The sequence below is a fragment of the Chengkuizengella sediminis genome (assembly GCF_010078385.1).
GTDB classification, from domain to species: Bacteria; Bacillota; Bacilli; order Paenibacillales; family KCTC-33759; genus Chengkuizengella; species Chengkuizengella sediminis.
Map to the genome: position 1 here is coordinate 364043 of NZ_SIJC01000001.1, position 17994 is coordinate 382036.

Sequence of the window (17994 nt, forward strand, 5' to 3'; positions counted from 1 at the left end):
TTCATAACTATTTATATTAAATTAATACATTTATATAACTAAAAATTAGGACAAATTATTATATTATTAATCATTCCTAAAAAAAAAGCTCTCCATTTGGAGAGCTTTAAAAGAAATCACCCATGAATGACTTTATTGTTGTCATTGATGGGTGATATTTATATTAATTATATTCTGCTTTATAACGTTTATATTCAGTTTCAGAACAATATACAAAATGTCCAGGTTTAATCTCTTTCAAAGAGGCTTCACCATTATTGTATTGATGTTGAGTAGGATCGTAAATGATACGTTTCCTAGATCTCTCATGTTCAGGATCAGGTAATGGAATCGCTGACAAAAGTGATTTTGTATATGGGTGAATCGGGTTTTCATAAAGCTCATCGCTTTCAGCAAGTTCCACAATTTTCCCTTGATACATTACCCCAATTCGATCACTGATATATTTAACCATCGATAAATCATGAGCTATAAATAAATAAGTTAATTTTTTTTCCTTCTGCAGCTTTTTCAAAAGATTGATGACCTGTGCTTGTATAGAAACGTCTAAGGCAGAAATAGGTTCATCTGCTATGATAAATTCAGGATCAACAGCGAGTGCTCTAGCAATACCTATCCGTTGACGCTGCCCTCCACTAAACTCATGAGGATATCTATTTGCATGTTCTTCATTTAATCCAACCGTTTTAAGCAAATCGTATACTCGATTCATTCTATCCTCTTTAGAAGAGGCTAACCCATGTACATCTATACCTTCAGCAATAATGTCAGAAACCTTCATACGTGGATTCAGTGATGCATATGGATCTTGGAAAATCATTTGCATCTTTCGATTAAAAGCTTTTAAATCACTTTTTGATTTTTTTCCATGCACATCAATACCATCATATATAATATGACCATCTGTAGCATTGTATAAACGAATGATCGTACGTCCTGTAGTAGACTTTCCACAGCCAGATTCTCCAACTAGTCCAAAAGTTTCACCTTTATATACATCAAATGAAATACCATCAACAGCTTTTATTACATTATGTTTAGATATTTCAAAGTGCTGTTTCATGTTCTTTATTTCTAACAGCTTTTGTTTACTCATTTGTGATCACTCGCTTTCGAACCTGACTTAGACAGTTGTTTCTTCTCTTTCAATCGCTGAATAAATGCAGGTGGCTCAACCTCAGGAGCATTTTCATGCAACAACCACGTTGCAGCAAAATGAGTATTTGAAACTTTAAACATTGGTGGTTCCTTCTCTAAATCAATCTTTAATGCATATTCGTTTCTCACTGCAAATGCATCTCCTGTTGGCGGTTTAATTAAATTTGGAGGTGATCCAGGAATTGCGTAGAGTTCATCATCACTTGTTTCCAAGCTAGGCATAGAACTAAGCAGACCCCACGTATATGGGTGCTGTGGGTTATAAAAAATTTCATCCACAGTACCGATTTCCACAACTTTTCCACCATACATAACTGCAACACGATCAGCTACATTGGCAACAACACCTAAGTCATGTGTAATAAATATAATAGATGTATCCATTTTCTTTTGGAGATCTTTCATTAACTCTAAAATTTGTGCTTGTATGGTTACATCAAGCGCAGTAGTGGGTTCATCAGCTAATAATACTTTAGGATTACAAGCAAGAGCGATCGCAATCACAACACGCTGACGCATGCCACCTGAAAATTGATGAGGAAATTCATTTATACGAACCTCTGGCTGCGGGATACCAACTAAACCTAACAATTCTATCGCTCGTTCTTTAGCAGCACTTGAGCTTAGATTTTGATGTTTAATTAAACCTTCCATAATTTGTTTCCCAACTTTCATCGTTGGGTTTAAAGATGTCATCGGGTCTTGAAATATCATTGAGATTTCTTTACCACGAACTTTCTGCATCTCTTTTTCAGAAAGTTTGGCTAAATCTTTCCCTTCAAAAAGGATCTCTCCTTCTTTAATTCTCCCTGGTGGAGTAGGAATAAGACGCATTATTGTCTTTGACGTAACTGATTTACCAGAACCTGATTCACCTACGATTGCTAAAGTCTCCCCTTTATGAAGATCAAAGTTAACACCTCGAACAGCTTGGACTTCACCAGCAAACGTATCAAATGAAACATGCATATTTTTCACTTCAAGTATCTTTTCCATATTTACCACCTACCTTTATTAGTCACGCATTTTTGGATCAAGCGCATCACGCAGCCCATCCGCAACAAGATTGAATGCAATCATGATCAAACTGATAACTATTGATGGAAATAGCAATATATGAGGATATATTTGTAATGATCTAAATCCATCTTCAATTAACGTACCTAATGACGCTATCGGAGCAGGCAAACCTAAACCGATAAAACTTAAAAACGCTTCAGTAAAAATCGCGCTTGGAATCGTAAACATCGTATTGATGATAATTACGCCTGTAATATTAGGTATTAAATGTTGCATGATAATCTTAGAATCTTTAGACCCTAACGTTTTTGACGCTAATACAAACTCTTGATTTTTCAATTTTAAAATTTGCCCACGTACAACACGAGACATCCCGAGCCAACCTGTTATGGTCATGGCTACTGTAATAGTTAATATGCCTGGTTCTAGTATAAGGATTATTAATATAACTACGATTAAAAATGGAATTCCGATCAATACTTCAACGATACGTTGCATAATAAGATCTACTCTGCCACCGTAATATGCGGATATCCCTCCGTAGGCAACACCGATAACCATATCAATAGATGCAGCTAAAAGTGCAATGTATAAAGAAATTCGTGTTCCTTCCCACGTTCTTGTCCACAAATCACGTCCTAAACCATCTGTTCCAAACCAAAAGTACTCTTCTACTTCTTTTTGCTCATACATATCAATACGTGGCTGGTCTTCATTCAATTGAATGGTTCCATCTAAATGAAGCCAACTAATGTTTTCAAGAACAGGGATTTTTGGAGGTAACTTTGCTCTTGATAAATCCTGTTCATACGAATCGTAAGGTGTCATCATAGGTCCAAAGATAGCCATCACAGCTAATACTAATAACAAAATAATACCTACGATAGCCCCCACATTTTTTCTTATTCTTAACCATGCATCTTTCCAATAGGAAAGAGTCGGACTCGTAATTTCTTCACCTTTGTTAGGGTCAATTTGTGCAGGTACAAATAATTCTTTCGATAACTCTTCAGATTTCATTATTTATTACCTCCTGCAAGTCGAATACGAGGGTCAACGATTCCGTATAAAATATCAACAATTAATATAGCTAAAATGATTAGAGCTGAAAAGAACATCGTTAATCCCATAATCATAGGATAATCATTTACATAAATGGAGCGCACAAACTGTTCTCCAAGACCAGGAATAGCAAAAATCTTTTCAATTACAAGTGAACCTGTTAACAGACCTGCAGTTAATGGTCCTAATACAGTTATTAGTGGTATCAAACTGTTGCGAAGCGCATGTTTTACTGTTACTGCAAAACTATTTAACCCTTTTGCTTTAGCAGTAGTTATATAATCTGATGACAGTACATCAATCATTTCCGTCCTCATAAATCTTGCAGCAACTGCAAGTGTAAACATAGAATTTGCAATGGTTGGCATAATAGTATAACTAAAACCGTCCCAAAAAGCAACAGGAAACCAACCTAACTTGACACCTATAAAATACTGCATAATACCAGCAAAAACGAAACTTGGAACTGATTTCCCTAGTACTGCCAGAAATGTTGAACCATAATCCCACATTGTATTTTGCTTCAATGCTGCTATTACACCAAAGAATATCCCGACTATTGCTCCAAAGATTAACGTTTGAATTCCTAAATGAGCCGATGGTCCAATGCGATCCAAAATTAAATCTGTCACATTTCTATTACCAAATTGGAAGGATACACCAAGATCACCTTTAAGCATATTCCCAATATAATTTGCATATTGAACAGGCACTGGATCATTAAGATTATATTTATCTTTTAAGATCTCAAGTTGTTCTTCAGTTAATTTCTCTTGAGCAGTAAACGGTGTTCCTGGCAGTAGTTTCATTAAGAAAAACGTTGCGGATGCTATAATAAATAATGTTATAAGTGTAAAAAACAAACGTTTAACAATGTATTTTGCCATGTTTGCACCTCCTAATCGATTTTGTGAATGGGCATACTGTCCACATTTCACTAGCAAGGAAAAAGAGAGTATGGGCTAGAGCACACATACTCTCTTTCCTAATTTCATTATAATTTACACATGTTTATTATTTTTCAATATATGCCCATTTGTAACTGTAATCTGGACCAAATGGTTGAATTAACATGCCTTTAACATAAGGTTGAATTAATGTAGCACGTGCACGTTGGTATAATGGAGAAATTGCAGCATCTTCCATTGCGATACGAGCAGCATCTTGCATTGCTTCAAAACGTTCTACGCCAGTTAATGATGTTTTAGCGTCTGAAACTAATTGATCAAATTCAGTGTTGGAATATTCCATTTTATTGTGTCCTCCACCTGTTAACCAAAGATCAACAAATGTCATAGCATCAAGATAATCTGGTCCCCAACCTGCAAATTGTAGATCATAATCCTGATTATCATCTAAATCAAGACGAACGTTAAATGGAACTTCTTTTAAATCGATAGTTAATCCAGGTAAATGTTTCTCTAATTGATCCTTAAGATATGCATTTAAATTTTTAGATGTCTCAGTATCTCCACCTAAGATTTCAAGAGAAAGTTCAGTTATTCCAAGTTCCCCTAAACCTGTATTCCAATGTTCTAATGCTTTATCAGCATCATATACATAGAAATCTCCGTATTTATCATTAAAATCTTCACCAGTTTCTGGATGAGTTACAAAACCTTTTGGAACTGTTGTATATGCTGGGATTGAACCGTTGTTTAAGATTACATCTGTTAAACTAACTCTATCGACACCATATGCAATTGCTTTACGAATGTTTTCGTTTGCTAAAGCTTCAGTTCTAGTTTGGTTCATTTTCAACCAGAAAACAACTGTTTCTTCGATTGTAGTAAATGCAGGGTCATTTCTATATTTATCAACGAATTCAGAAGTTAAACCTACGCGATCAATATCCCCTGTATCATATAAGTTAACAGCGGTTGCATTATCTTTAACAACTTTAACGTTAATTTGTTCTAATCTAACTGTATCTGCATCCCAATAATCAGGGTTTTTCTTGTATACCCAACCTTCTTCATGTTTCCACTCTGATAAAGTGAATGGTCCATTAAAGATTAAGTTTTCAACTTCTAAAGCATAATTTTCACCTTGTGATTCAACAAACTCTTGTTTTTGAGGATAATAAACAGGGAATGCTGTTAAAGAAATGAAATAATCTACAGGTTGCTCTAATGTTACTTCTAAAGTTTTTTCGTCAATTACTTTAACTCCTAACTCTTCAGGAGCCATTTCTCCAGCCATAATTTTGTTAGCGTTAAGGATATCACCCATAATGAAGTTATATTGAGAACCAGTATCTGGGTTTACAACTTTCTGCCATGTATATAGGAAGTCATCTGCTACAACTTCAGATCCATCAGACCATTTTGCATCACGTAAATGGAAAGTATACACTAAACCATCTTCGCTTAAATCATGGCTTTCAGCAATACCTGGAACAGGTTGAGCATTTTCTCCTAATCTGTATAGACCTTCAAATACTGCGTCAGCCACTTCAAAAGCTACCGCATCTGTACCCATTACAGTATCCATTGTTGGAATTTCTGCAGTATCAATAATGTTTAAAATTTGTGCAACTTCCTCAGTAACTTCTCCTGGAGTTTCTTCTTTACCTTCGTCACCAGGTTCTGGAGTTGTTTCTCCTCCGCCACCAGTACATGCCGCTGCGAATACGCTTAACACTAACATAAGTGTTAATAGAAAGGACCACTTTGTCTTTCTCATGAATAAAATCTCCCCTTTTTATCATCATTTTTTTCCAGTGGGGACTAGCCCACTATATTTTATTATACAGGTTTTCTACAAATTGTACATATTTTTTTTGGTAAGTCTAAAGTCATGTTGCACAGCCTTTAGAATCAAAAATAATGAGTATATTGATCCACATATTTATTACTATATACCTATAAATTCTAATCTATTTTATTGATTTAAAACGTTATATTGCTATTATGGTAAAGCGTCGTTTTGACAAAATACTTTCTTTTTTTCTGATGCACGAATATAATATTATTAGGAGGTCGTCATGTTTTTATTCAAAAAAAATGTAATTTTATTCAATATAATTAGCTTTTTATCGCCCTTTTTGCTGTCCTTGGTTTATTATAATAAGGTTACCTTCGTCTCATATATCAATTCTTTATTTGTTGTTTCGATCGCATATATATTACTGACATTGTTACTTATTGTAGTAAAAGGTGGGTTTTTCGACTTTTTTTATTCTAGTTTTCGAAAGGTGTTTAAAAGAACAACCCGACAAGGTGAAATGCTTGGTGATGATATTGACACTATGTTACTCCCTTCTGAAATGTCTAAATTTAGAATTATAAAACCCCTTTTCACAACAGGAATGACCTTGTTTTGTATCATGTTGCTCTGCTTATTATTTTATTATTTATAAGTTTTTATGTAATATGCTTTAATAAAATCCCTTGCGAAAAGTGTTTGTTTTTGTAAAATTAAATAGTTTCCTTGCCCCCAATAATGATATAATTAGCACAATTGTATTCTTGAAGGGGGCTTTTGCGTGGAAAAAATCAAAAAAAATAGTGGGACTCAACTAGAATCAAAATACATAAATAAAAAGTTCAACTTTTTTGGAATTGGTACGAAAATAAATTTGTTGTTTCTAATATGTATGATCATTACTGGAATTCTACTCAGTTTGATCATTACACCTTATGTGACCAAAAAGATGGAGGCTAATATTCAAAGTCAGTCTTTAATGGTTGCTCAAACACAATTGAAGTCATTGCAAAATTATATTCTTACAGTAGCAGAAGAATTAAATCTCATGTCGGAAGTTCTAAAGAACAAATCAAATGATGAGATCAACAGTGGATTTTCACAAATGCAAGGTTCAAACTCAAAATTCATCGATATTTTTCAAATTGATAAAAATGGACAAGAAATATTGAGACAAGGCTATTCTTCTCTCCTAGAAGATCGGTCCGAAGATCCTTCGTATATCGAAGTATATAATTCAGGTAGCTACCTAGGTAATATTCAAGAAAGTAATTATACAATGGGACCTAGGTTTATTATAGAAGTGTCAAAAACAGTTACAGATCTAGTAAATGAACCCATAGGTACAATCGGTACATATATAGGAATGCAATCTGCCTGGGAGGATCTTAGAGGAAATACAGATGAGGAGTCACATAATCAAATGTTCTTAGTTTCTAACAAAGGACTTTTAGTGGCCACAGACGATGAAGAACAGATGAATAATTTAATGAATGATGACGGTTCGATTGATAATTTATTACGTCACGAAGGCGTTTCTGATTTGGTATCAAATTTAGAAACCACTTCATTTTCTGAGGAAAATCATATTTTAAATGGTTATGGTATTTTTAAAGATGAAAAAGGTGTAGAACAAGTTACATCTTATGTTTATGACCATCAGATTGGTGGAGCTGTTTTTATCCAAACGCCAGTAAGTGTTGCTTTTGGAGCTGTCACTGAAATCAGAAATGTTATTTTTGCTGTCATCAGTATCTCCTTAGTAGCCATTACAATTATTGCATTTTTGTTTTCAATTAGGTTAGTGAAACCGCTTAAAAAGTTGATTTCAATTTCAAAAAGAATTTCCAGTGGAGACTTAACTCAAACTACGAATATCGTTCGAAAAGATGAAATTGGTTTACTTGCAAACTCATTCGATGAAATGGTTGTTAACTTAAATCAAATCGTTACCAAAACAAAACAAGCATCAAAACTGACACTTCATACTTCAGAACAATTGCGTTCATCTGTTAATGAAGTTGCAGTTGCTTCTAATCAGATCACCGCGGCTATTGATGAAATTGCTAAAGGATCAGAAAACCAAGCAACAATTAGTCAAGAGACAGATGATAAAATTCATCAGTTTATGGAACTTGCTACTGAGTTGGAAGAACAAAAAAATGAAGTCATTGAAAAAGCATTGCAAACACAAGAGACAATTAGTGACAATCAATCTGTCTTAGAAGAAGTAATAAGTGGTGTGCAATCTTTAGCAGAATCTACAGATCATTCTTCCCAGGAAGTCAGTGCATTAGAGGAACGTACACTTCAAATCAAATCAATTCTTGAAACATCAAAAAATATAGCTAAGCAAACAAATATGTTAGCTTTAAATGCTGGGATAGAAGCTGCAAGAGCAGGAAATCACGGAAAAGGTTTTGCAGTTGTAGCTGGTGAGATTAGGGAATTAGCAGAGCAAAGCAAAAAAGCATCGGATCACGTTGAAGATATCATTAGTAGTGTAGATGAATCAATCTCTTCAGTTAATACAACTATGACACAAAATATAGAACAAGCTAAAAACGAACGAATTTCTGCAGAAAAAGCAAAAGCAGCCTTGTTAGAAATTGTAGCATCCATGGATAAAGTTTTGTTAACGGTCAATTTAATGAATAAATTATTGCAAGAACAAAAAACGAACGTGACTGTTATCCAGAGCAATTCAAAGGACTCTTCTGCATATGCGATGGAGACTACATCAAGTACTGAAGAAGTCGCCGCATCTGCAACTGAAACTACAGCAAATATGAATATAGTTCTCAAAAGCATTGAGGAATTGTTATCTATGTCCACCGAATTAAATAAATCTGTTGAGCGTTTCAAAGTTAACCAGGATGAACAGAAATAACATTATTTAATTTGCACATTAAAAATGCGCCTTCTTAAATTGAAATGAATTTGCTTTCATTCATCTTTTTAAGAAATGGCGCTTTTTATATGTACATTTATAAGTTATTTATAATACTATCAACTGCATTTGACTTCTATTATTCATTAGGTGATAATCATATGTGATTTCATCTAAATGGAGTAAAATCTGGTCTTATCAGGAACATTAGTATCATATTCCGTTTTAATTTCTCTACGATATGATCTTTCAACATTTGTAACAAAATTAAGCTTATTTAATTGCACAATAACTTGCTCTACCTTATCTTCATTTACATACAATACTACATACTTTAATTTTTTTGAAACATAATGGATATTACCATATCTTTCAACTAACCTTAATGCTTTAATATGTTTAACCCATATGATGAGTCCAGTTCTTCCAGTAAACATTTTAACACCTCAAATTCAAAATATCGTAAAACTGAAGGAGTGACATTCTTGTCTATTATCATACACGTAAAAAGAGGATCAATGATCGAGAGTCAACATAACGGTTACATTGTAGTTACGGATTCAAATGGTCTAATAAAATACCATTTAGGTGATCCTGAATATAAAACTTTTGCCAGGTCTAGCGCTAAAATATTGCAAGCGATTCCAATCATTGAAGGAATGATTGTGAATAACTTAGATTTAAGCGATGAAGAGATTGCAATTATTTGTTCCTCTCATAATGGAGAGGCAGACCATGTGAAACAGGTTCAGTCAATATTAGCAAAAATCAATTTAGACCCTTCACACCTATTATGTGGAGAACAACAACCTTTACATAAAGAAACCAGAGAAAAGTTATTACGCAAAAACTTCAAGTTTTCAACATTACATAATACTTGTTCCGGAAAACATGCAGGTATGCTTATTTTAGCAAAATTATTGAATAGTCATGTTGATAACTACTTATCAATAGATCATCCAGTTCAACAAGTCATGTTTAACACCATCGTTGAAATGTCAGGTGCAAAAATGAATGAAGTTGATATAGCTAAGGATGGTTGTGGTGTTCCAGTTTTTGGACTAACAGTACATCAGCTCGCCACAGCATTTGCAAGAATTGGTTCTTCTCAGTCACTTTCTGCAAATAGAACACAAGCTTGTAAAAAAATCTTGCAAGCTATCTCGTTACACCCTTTTTACATAGCAGGGACAGATCGATTTGATACACACCTCATTCATGTAACTCAAGGTCGAATCATCGGTAAGATGGGTAACGAAGGAGTCTTTGCTTTAACCATCCCTTCAGAAGATTTGGGAATAGCAATTAAGGTTAGAGATGGTGCCGAGAGAGCATCTTATCCTACAGTTGTGGAAACACTGTCACAGCTTAATCTTATTTCTACTCTTGAAAAAAAAGAATTAGAAAGATTTCATTATCCAATCATTAAAAATCGTAGAAATGAAACTGTCGGTCGCTTAGAACCTGCATTTAATCTTTTACGTGTATAATTTATATTTTATTTAAGATCCATTCATTTAGAAGGGATGTATAAGGTGACTATTTGATCTTTTACATCCCCTATTGTTTTAGCTACACTTTCCACTACATCCACCAGATCCGCAGCCAGCAACAGTCGGTAATGGATGATTACTCGGTACTTTAATTTCTTCTGATATTTCATGAGCGATTAATTTGGAAACTGAGTAAAGTAAATCATCTATTTTCTCCTCTGCTTCCTTAAACTTTTTCACTCGCTCCAATTCATTCAGTTTTTCTTCCACTTTTTGTACTTCTTCCAATGCAGAGTGATAATCAGGATGAAATTGTCCAAATCTTTGACAATCCTCATAAATTTCCTTCTTTTTTAAAAATTGATTTACTAGTAATTGAACCTGTTGATCTCTCTCTATTTCTTTTTTCCAGTATAAATAATTGTGAAGCTCTTCAGAAGCATTTATCATATCACCAAGATCATATGCTTCCATTAACACCGTGGACATATCTAACTCAGTGATTACACTCATTAATATCATTCCTATCTAATCTATTTGTATTAGAACTTAATTACTATTTATCATTAATCCCGGGGAAAATCAACCTCATTTCCTCCCAATCATGGGAAAATAAGGTGATTTCAGCATTTTTTTCAACGGCGTGCATTGAAATTAAACCTTCTTTTTCTTCTAATTTTTGAGGTAATATTGTTCTTTCCACATTGTTTTTTCTTAATTTTAAATACACATGACTTTCAATTGCTTTCTGAATGATTTCTTTTTCTGTAGATGGATGGTAAGATCTATATTGCTTTAACCAAATAGTCGGAATTTCTTCTAAGGTAGGATAAACGTCTTTTACACTAGGAAATTTTTGTTCCATTTCATAATATAACATGGTTTTGTTTGAGTCCACCAATCCATATGTTCCCTTTGAATTTTCTAATATGAACGAAGCATTAGATGTTTTATTGAAACATGGGAATTGTACATTTTCCTCCTCATTTCCTTGTTGTACTGATGAAAATAGTGGGGAATATCCACTGCCCTCTAATTTCTTTATCAATTCTTTTACCAGATTCTTTTGTATAATAAAATCTTTATCTCCTAGTTTTTCCATTATATAAGATTGAAATAACGGATTGTCACCAATATGTTTTGCTGTGTTTTCATCCGAGCAACGTAAAAGAAGAACTTCTTGAAAAACAGTTTTCCCAACTTGCTCAGACCAATCTTCAACAGATTTTTTCACATTATCAGGTAACCCATATTTTGAATGTGTATTTAGAAATTGAATAATATCTGTTGTAGTTCTTCCATTTTGCACTGCAGTCTTTATCGTTTCTTTAGTCATTGTATAACGCATGATAACATCTGAATAAGTCATTTCTGACATACTTTCTAATTCCCATCGAATTTGGAATGGGATATCAGGGGGAACGATAACCTCAAAATCAGCCTGAATATAAAATTGCTTTTCATCTAGTTTTAATAGCTCATCTGTGGAATTCAAATTTATTTTCCATTTAAAAACCATTTCATTTTTATTGGTTTTTCCTACCTGAATCCACCCAAAACCTACGAATACCTTCATCCAGTTTAAAAGTTGATTGAAACATTGCATATTTTCTATATCATGACACGACATTAATTTAGTATGTTCTATCCAATTTACTAGCTCTTGTATAGGATACCACATATCATAAGAAATGGTCTCGATTTTTGCCCATATTAATTGAAGCCAAACATGATCTGGCATACATATTTGATGCCAAACTTCATATAAGGTTCTATTCATTTGCTGACTATTCTGAAGTAACCACCCATGAACTTTATCCCTATTTATTTCAACATGTTTTGATTTTTGCTCCACTAGCTGTAATCTTAACAACAGGTCATAAACAAGTACAAATGCTTTTGGATAAAGGTCTTGTCCCATATATTTTAAATCAATATATTTTAAATCATCTTCGTTGATATCAATTAAATTGCACATCTTCTGAAGCTGTCTCTTTTTAATCATTCGATTTTGTGTTAATGAAACCTCATTTTTTCCTATGTAAATGATCATTTGAAATAGATCAAAAATTAAACCCCTACCTAATCTATCCAAGGGTTCAACTTCTTCATCATTGATGCAGCTTACATTATTAATTTCAGGTAGCAATACTTTTACCCATGAGTGAAAAGCATCTTTTGGAATCACATAGATATGTTCTCCCCACGTTTTACGAAATGTAAAAACAATTCCTTTTTGTCTTAAAAGCGTTAGCCCCACTTTTAATTCAGCTTTTGAGAGCTGACCCTCTACCAATGATATTACATGTTTCCATTCAAAAGGCTCATATCCTACATTTTTAATTAACCAAGATAAAGTATCCTTTTCTATGTTATTTAATTTCTCATAACACTTTTCTAGTAATAGTGGGGAGGTTAAACACTCCTTAAGTTCATACCCATGTTTAATTAATTTTTCATAAGTGGATTGTGTTTGAATTTCTCTTAAATAGGAAGGGGGTAATTGCGAAAGGTACTTTTCACAGTTCATGAAGTTAACAACTCCTTGTTAGTTATGTGTCTCGCATCAAGGATATGATATTGATAACCTTGTTCAACCAAAAACAGCTGTCGTTTCAGTGAAAATTCTTGCTCTTTCGAGTCTCTAGTCACAAGCGTATAAAAATGAGCTTGATTTTTTGATTTTTTTGGCCTTAAAACTCTTCCCAATCTCTGTGCCTCTTCTTGCCTTGATCCAAAACTCCCAGAAACTTGAATTGCCACTGCTGCATCTGGTAAATCAATAGCAAAATTAGCTACTTTCGATACAACAAGTAATTTGATCTCCCCCTCTTTAAATTCATTATATAATCGATCTCTCTCAGTATGAGATAATTCCCCTGTAATCAAAGGGGCTTGAAAATGATTTGAGATTTCTTTTAGCTGATTTATATATTGTCCGATGATAAGTGTAGGTATTTCAGCATGCAGTTTAAGCAACTGTTTAATCACGTTTATCTTCATGGGATTTTCACTCGCCAACCTAAACTTATTTTTTTGGTTTTCCATTTGATGATACTGATCTATAACATCAGATGATAAATCTACTCTAATCTCATAACATTCCACTTTAGATATCCATCCATGTTGCTCCAATTGCTTCCAAGGAAAATAAAACCGTTTAGGTCCAACTAATGAGAATACATCTTCTTCTCTCCCATCCTCTCTGATTAAAGTTGCCGTTAATCCCAATCTTCTAGTTGCTTGAATAGTGGCTGTTTCTCTAAAAACAGGAGCAGGAAGCAAATGTACTTCATCGTAAATAATCAATCCCCAATCTCTTTTTTTAAATAATTCCATATGAATAAAATCTGCATTTTTGTTTTTTCGATGTGTTAAGATTTGATAGGTAGCGATTGTGATTGGTTTCACTTGTTTTATATCCCCAGTATATTCGCCGATTAATTCTTCAGGAACATCCGTTTTAGTTAATATCTCCCTCTTCCATTGCTTCACAGAGGTTACATTCGTAGTTAGAATTAAAGTCTCACAATTCACTTTGGACATCACACCTATGCCTACAATGGTTTTACCAGAACCACAAGGAAGAACAATAAGACCGCTCCCCCCAGTTTTTTTTCCTCCTTGGTAAAAAGCCTCGATAGCGTCCGTTTGATAATCTCTTAAATTCACATTACTCAACTGTATTTGTAATCTTTCACCCGATAAATACCCTGCAATATCTTCAACTGGAAATCCTAATTGAATCAGTTCTTGTTTGATTAAACCTCTATGTACCAAGTTAATTTTAGATGAAAAGTTATCAATTTGATCTTGCAAATAAGGTTGAAGAGCTTTAGATTTTCTGATTTGCTTCATGATTTCTGAGTCTCTAGATATTAATGTTAATTGATCATTATTTTTTTCCAATCTTAATATTCCATATCGATTCATGTACATTTGAATTTCTTTACAAATTTTTAATGGAATCTCAAATTTACTATGCTTTTTCAAAAAATCAATAATGTCTTGAGATTTCATGCCAGACGCGGATGCATTCCACATGGATAATGGGGTTATTTTATAGGTATGAACATGTTCAGGTGTTTTCATTAGATCTGAAAAAAGAGATAAATACGCGCTGATCTCCACGTATTGAGGTGAATTGGTTTCAAAAAGTATGGTGGAATCAGCTTGTACAATTAAACATGACACGAGATATCCCTCCTTATTTGAAAAGGGAGCCTCTAATTAGACCCCCTTCTCTATAAACCAACATATAAAACCTTGCACTATGAAAGATTACTTTTTAATGTGCAAAATTTTGTGACTCCTGAGTCGGTTCAGATATTTTACTTAACGCATCACTAGCTTCATTTTCAAAAATATCACGTACAGCTAAATCTCCTATCGCAACAATACCAACTAGATCACCATTTTCAACGACAGGTAATCTTCGAATTTGCTGTTCAGCCATTAAATTTGCTGCATCATTAATATTTGTATCTGGTGAAGCTGTGGTTATGTTTTTGCTTATCACTTCTTCCACAGCCGTTGATCCTGATTTCTTCTCCGCATAACCTCTAATCACTAAATCTCGGTCAGTTGCCACACCGATTAATTTTTTATTGTCCACAACAGGGATAATTCCAATATTATGTTCTTTCATTTTCACTGCTACTTCATAAATATTATCTTGCATGGTTACTGTTACACAATCAGTAGTCATGATTTCTTTTAATGTTGACAAGGGTAACCCTCCTTAATTTTTTCACAAATTCGGATTCAAATTTAGAGTTACCCATTCCTCTAATTTACATACATATAATCTAACGTCATTCCTAAAAGCAATTGCACAGCATTCCTCATTGCGCTTTCATCAAAGTCAAATTTTGGGTGATGATGAGGATAGGTCATCCCTGTATCTTCATTTCCTGCACCTACAAACATAAAACATCCTGGTACTTTTTTTAAGTAATATGAAAAGTCTTCCCCCGCCATTATGAGTGGAGATGATATAATTTTTAAATTCATAAGATCTTTTTTTCCCACATTAAAAAAACGATTCGTTTCTTCTTCATGATTTACAACAGTTGGGTATCCATTAAAATAATTTAATTTTATTTTAGCACCGTACATTATTCCAACTTGTTCACAAATATGAGTAAACCGTTTTTGAATATGGGCTCTTATTTCATCACTAAACGTTCGCACAGTACCATTAATGGTACAAAGGGAGGATATGACGTTAAAACTATTTCCTGAATGAAAGGATCCAACAGAGACTACAGCAGGGTCTAGCGGATTAACCATTCGACTTACAATGGACTGTAACTGGACAACTAATTGTGCTCCAATGTATGTACTATCCACAGTTTCATGTGGTAATCCTGCATGTCCCCCTTCCCCTTCAATATGAATCTCAAACTCATCTACCGATGCCATAAAAGGTCCAGCAATAGAAGAAACAATCCCTGTTTGCAATGGTGTCCATAAATGAACTCCATAAATAACATCTACATTATCTAATGCACCGTTTTCTATCATGTTTAATGCTCCACCAGGATGTCGTTCCTCAGCAGGCTGAAATATGAGTCTAATATTCCCATTCAACTCGGATCTATTTTCTTGTAATATTTTTGCTATAGCAAGTAAACTTGATGTATGACCATCATGACCGCAAGCATGCATAATATTATGTTTTTGTGAAGCATAATTCACGTTTTTTTGATCCTGAATAGGTAATGCATCAATATCTGCTCTTAATGCAACGGTAGGTCCAGGTTTACTACCTTCAATGGTGCCAATCACTCCATGATCATTTTTTGATTTTTTCGATTTTATTCCCCAATTCAAGAGTTTATCGTATATAAATTGAGTCGTTTTAAATTCCTGAAAAGATAACTCAGGATTCATATGCAAATGCCTTCTCCATTCCACCATTTCAGGAAAAAGTTCTTCAATCTTTTGAATATATTTATTCAAACTCATCACCTTCTAATAAATTCATTATCTTTTCATATTATATCATCTTCTTCTTCATACGTTCGTCACGAAATTTCGGAAAGGTAAAACTTGCACAACTGAATGAAACATAATATCATGGATAAAGAATAAATAGGACTTGGAGGTCAACTTATGATATTAGAAAAAACAAAATTACAAGGGTTACAAAGTGAATTAAAATATATGGATGAAATCACAAGTGGACTTGGATTTGTCAGAGGGCAGTGGGAATACTTCCGTGCTACATATGATTTTAGAATTCAAGATCAAAAAAATGATGTGTATTTTTTAAGAGTAAATTGCAGAGTTATTGACGGGAAAATGGAATCTCCATATGCAGTTCTAACACCAGAAGATATATACATAGGTATAGAGTCGTTCCCACACGGACTAGATTATAGTGTTGAAATCCCTAAATCTGTTTTAAAAATTGCAAATGATAAAATGTCTGAATTAGAAAAGCTATTGAGCTAGGAGAAAAATAATGGATACTGGCCGAAGAGGTACACCAGATTTTATTCTACTTTTTTTAACTTTTTTACTAGTAGGGTTTGGGATCGTAATGGTTTTCAGTTCCAGTTCTCCGATTGCTTCTTTTTACTTACAAGATGCTTTATATTACACCAAAAAGCAAGTTATATTTGCAATCGTAGGTTTAATTGCTATGTTTTTTGTTATGAATATGCGTATCGAAAAACTAAAAAAATGGATTGTACCTGTTAATTTTATCATCATCGTCATGCTGTTCATGGTATTATTTACAGACCCAATAAATGGTGCGAAAAGTTGGATACCTTTGGGATCTTTTGGTACTTTACAACCGTCTGAATTTGCAAAAATCGGGATTATTTTATATATTGCTGCTCTCATCTGTAAAAAAGGAGATCAGTTTAGAGATTTTAAAACAGGATTGCTGCCTGTGTTAACCATTATCGCATTTATATCTTTATTGATTTTGCTCCAACCCGATATAGGAACAGCTGCAATCCTTATCTTTGGTACAATGTTAGTTGTTTTTGTAGGTGGCTCGAATCTTAAACATCTATTTGGTATATTTGCAATTTTCTCTGGTCTGATGACTTTATTTTTGCTAATCTTAACCAAAATTGAGATAACGAGTGGACCTATCAATGAAAGGTTAAGCCGATTTACTTCTTACCAAGATCCATGGGCAGATCCATTAGACGGAGGATATCATATTATCCAATCACTGTATGCGTTTGGACATGGAGGTATGACAGGTGCTGGATTTGGACAAAGTATTCAAAAGCTATTTTATCTACCTTTTGCATATAATGATTTTATTTTTTCAATTATTGGTGAGGAATTAGGGTTTATTGGAAGTTCTCTTTTTCTAATCACATACTTACTATTGTTGTGGAGAGGATTAGTCATTTCTATTAAGTCCCCTGACATGTTTGGAACATTAGTAGGGACTGGAATTGTAGGAATATTGGCTATCCAGGCACTCATCAATATCGGTGGGGTAACCAATGCGATTCCAATAACTGGAGTCCCCCTTCCTTTCATAAGTCAAGGAGGCTCATCGATGATTACCTCACTGATCAGTGTAGGTATTCTACTCAGTATCTCACGTGAAAACAATCGCTTAGATAAAATAGAAAAAAAATAACCCCGTATCGGGGTTGTTTTTTTTAATTAGTGGTTTTAGTAGGGTCG

16 protein-coding genes are annotated in these 17994 nt (G+C 33.8%); 5 read left to right on the plus strand and 11 right to left on the minus strand.

From position 1 onward, the window contains the following. Positions 1-163: 163 nt before the first annotated feature. The 5 genes from EPK97_RS01755 to EPK97_RS01775 form a co-directional block, all read right to left on the minus strand. Positions 164-1096 (minus strand): ABC transporter ATP-binding protein, encoded by a 933-nt coding sequence (locus EPK97_RS01755; protein ID WP_162034877.1) that lies wholly within the window; start codon positions 1094-1096, stop codon positions 164-166. After that, complete coding sequence (locus EPK97_RS01760) at positions 1093-2154, minus strand: ABC transporter ATP-binding protein (RefSeq protein ID WP_162034878.1); 1062 nt, start codon at positions 2152-2154, stop codon at positions 1093-1095. Before EPK97_RS01760 ends, EPK97_RS01755 begins: the two co-directional genes overlap by 4 nt. Before the next feature lie 18 nt (positions 2155-2172). Further along, positions 2173-3201, minus strand: a complete 1029-nt coding sequence (gene opp3C, locus EPK97_RS01765; RefSeq protein WP_338075652.1) for an oligopeptide ABC transporter permease — start codon at positions 3199-3201, stop codon at positions 2173-2175. Continuing rightward, positions 3198-4127 (minus strand): oligopeptide ABC transporter permease, encoded by a 930-nt coding sequence (gene opp3b, locus EPK97_RS01770; protein WP_162034880.1) that lies wholly within the window; start codon positions 4125-4127, stop codon positions 3198-3200. Before opp3b ends, opp3C begins: the two co-directional genes overlap by 4 nt. A gap of 127 nt (positions 4128-4254) precedes the next feature. Then, on the minus strand, positions 4255-5925 hold the full coding sequence (locus tag EPK97_RS01775; RefSeq protein ID WP_162034881.1) for a peptide ABC transporter substrate-binding protein: 1671 nt from the start codon (positions 5923-5925) through the stop codon (positions 4255-4257). Positions 5926-6226: 301 nt separating this feature from the next. On the opposite strand from EPK97_RS01775, the gene EPK97_RS22485 reads away from it, so the two are divergent. Both EPK97_RS22485 and EPK97_RS01785 read left to right on the plus strand, forming a co-directional pair. Next, positions 6227-6601: a DUF3899 domain-containing protein gene (locus tag EPK97_RS22485; RefSeq protein ID WP_162034882.1), complete on the plus strand. Its 375-nt coding sequence runs from the start codon at positions 6227-6229 to the stop codon at positions 6599-6601. A 126-nt stretch (positions 6602-6727) separates the two neighbouring features. Next, positions 6728-8836: a methyl-accepting chemotaxis protein gene (locus tag EPK97_RS01785; protein ID WP_162034883.1), complete on the plus strand. Its 2109-nt coding sequence runs from the start codon at positions 6728-6730 to the stop codon at positions 8834-8836. Between the two features lie 173 nt (positions 8837-9009). Here EPK97_RS01785 and EPK97_RS01790 read toward each other — a convergent pair whose 3' ends face one another. Continuing rightward, positions 9010-9273, minus strand: coding sequence for a YlbG family protein (locus tag EPK97_RS01790; RefSeq protein ID WP_162034884.1), 264 nt, complete (start codon positions 9271-9273; stop codon positions 9010-9012). Positions 9274-9321: 48 nt separating this feature from the next. Between EPK97_RS01790 and EPK97_RS01795 the strand changes: the two genes are divergently transcribed. Further along, positions 9322-10326 carry an asparaginase gene (locus EPK97_RS01795; RefSeq protein ID WP_162034885.1) on the plus strand — a complete coding sequence of 335 codons (1005 nt, stop codon included), beginning with the start codon at positions 9322-9324 and terminating at the stop codon, positions 10324-10326. Positions 10327-10404: 78 nt separating this feature from the next. Here the strand turns inward: EPK97_RS01795 and EPK97_RS01800 are convergent, their stop codons facing one another. From EPK97_RS01800 to EPK97_RS01820, 5 genes are all read right to left on the minus strand, one after another. Beyond that, positions 10405-10842, minus strand: coding sequence for a YlbF/YmcA family competence regulator (locus EPK97_RS01800; RefSeq protein ID WP_338075637.1), 438 nt, complete (start codon positions 10840-10842; stop codon positions 10405-10407). 43 nt (positions 10843-10885) lie between these two features. Next, the gene (locus EPK97_RS01805; protein WP_162034887.1) at positions 10886-12859 is read right to left on the minus strand and encodes a helicase-associated domain-containing protein; all 1974 of its coding nucleotides are present in this window, start codon (positions 12857-12859) and stop codon (positions 10886-10888) included. Beyond that, a complete protein-coding gene (locus EPK97_RS01810; protein ID WP_162034888.1) occupies positions 12856-14523 on the minus strand; it encodes a DNA repair helicase XPB in 1668 nt (555 codons plus the stop codon). The genes EPK97_RS01805 and EPK97_RS01810 overlap by 4 nt, the downstream gene beginning before the upstream one ends. 94 nt (positions 14524-14617) lie before the next feature. Then, a complete protein-coding gene (locus tag EPK97_RS01815) occupies positions 14618-15037 on the minus strand; it encodes a CBS domain-containing protein (RefSeq protein ID WP_205690223.1) in 420 nt (139 codons plus the stop codon). 80 nt (positions 15038-15117) lie between these two features. Further along, the gene (locus EPK97_RS01820; protein ID WP_162034890.1) at positions 15118-16299 is read right to left on the minus strand and encodes an amidohydrolase; all 1182 of its coding nucleotides are present in this window, start codon (positions 16297-16299) and stop codon (positions 15118-15120) included. A gap of 147 nt (positions 16300-16446) precedes the next feature. Between EPK97_RS01820 and EPK97_RS01825 the strand changes: the two genes are divergently transcribed. Both EPK97_RS01825 and ftsW read left to right on the plus strand, forming a co-directional pair. Then, positions 16447-16788 (plus strand): YugN family protein, encoded by a 342-nt coding sequence (locus EPK97_RS01825; protein WP_162034891.1) that lies wholly within the window; start codon positions 16447-16449, stop codon positions 16786-16788. A 10-nt stretch (positions 16789-16798) separates the two neighbouring features. Next, positions 16799-17947 (plus strand): putative lipid II flippase FtsW, encoded by a 1149-nt coding sequence (gene ftsW, locus EPK97_RS01830; protein ID WP_162034892.1) that lies wholly within the window; start codon positions 16799-16801, stop codon positions 17945-17947. Positions 17948-17994: the final 47 nt, after the last annotated feature.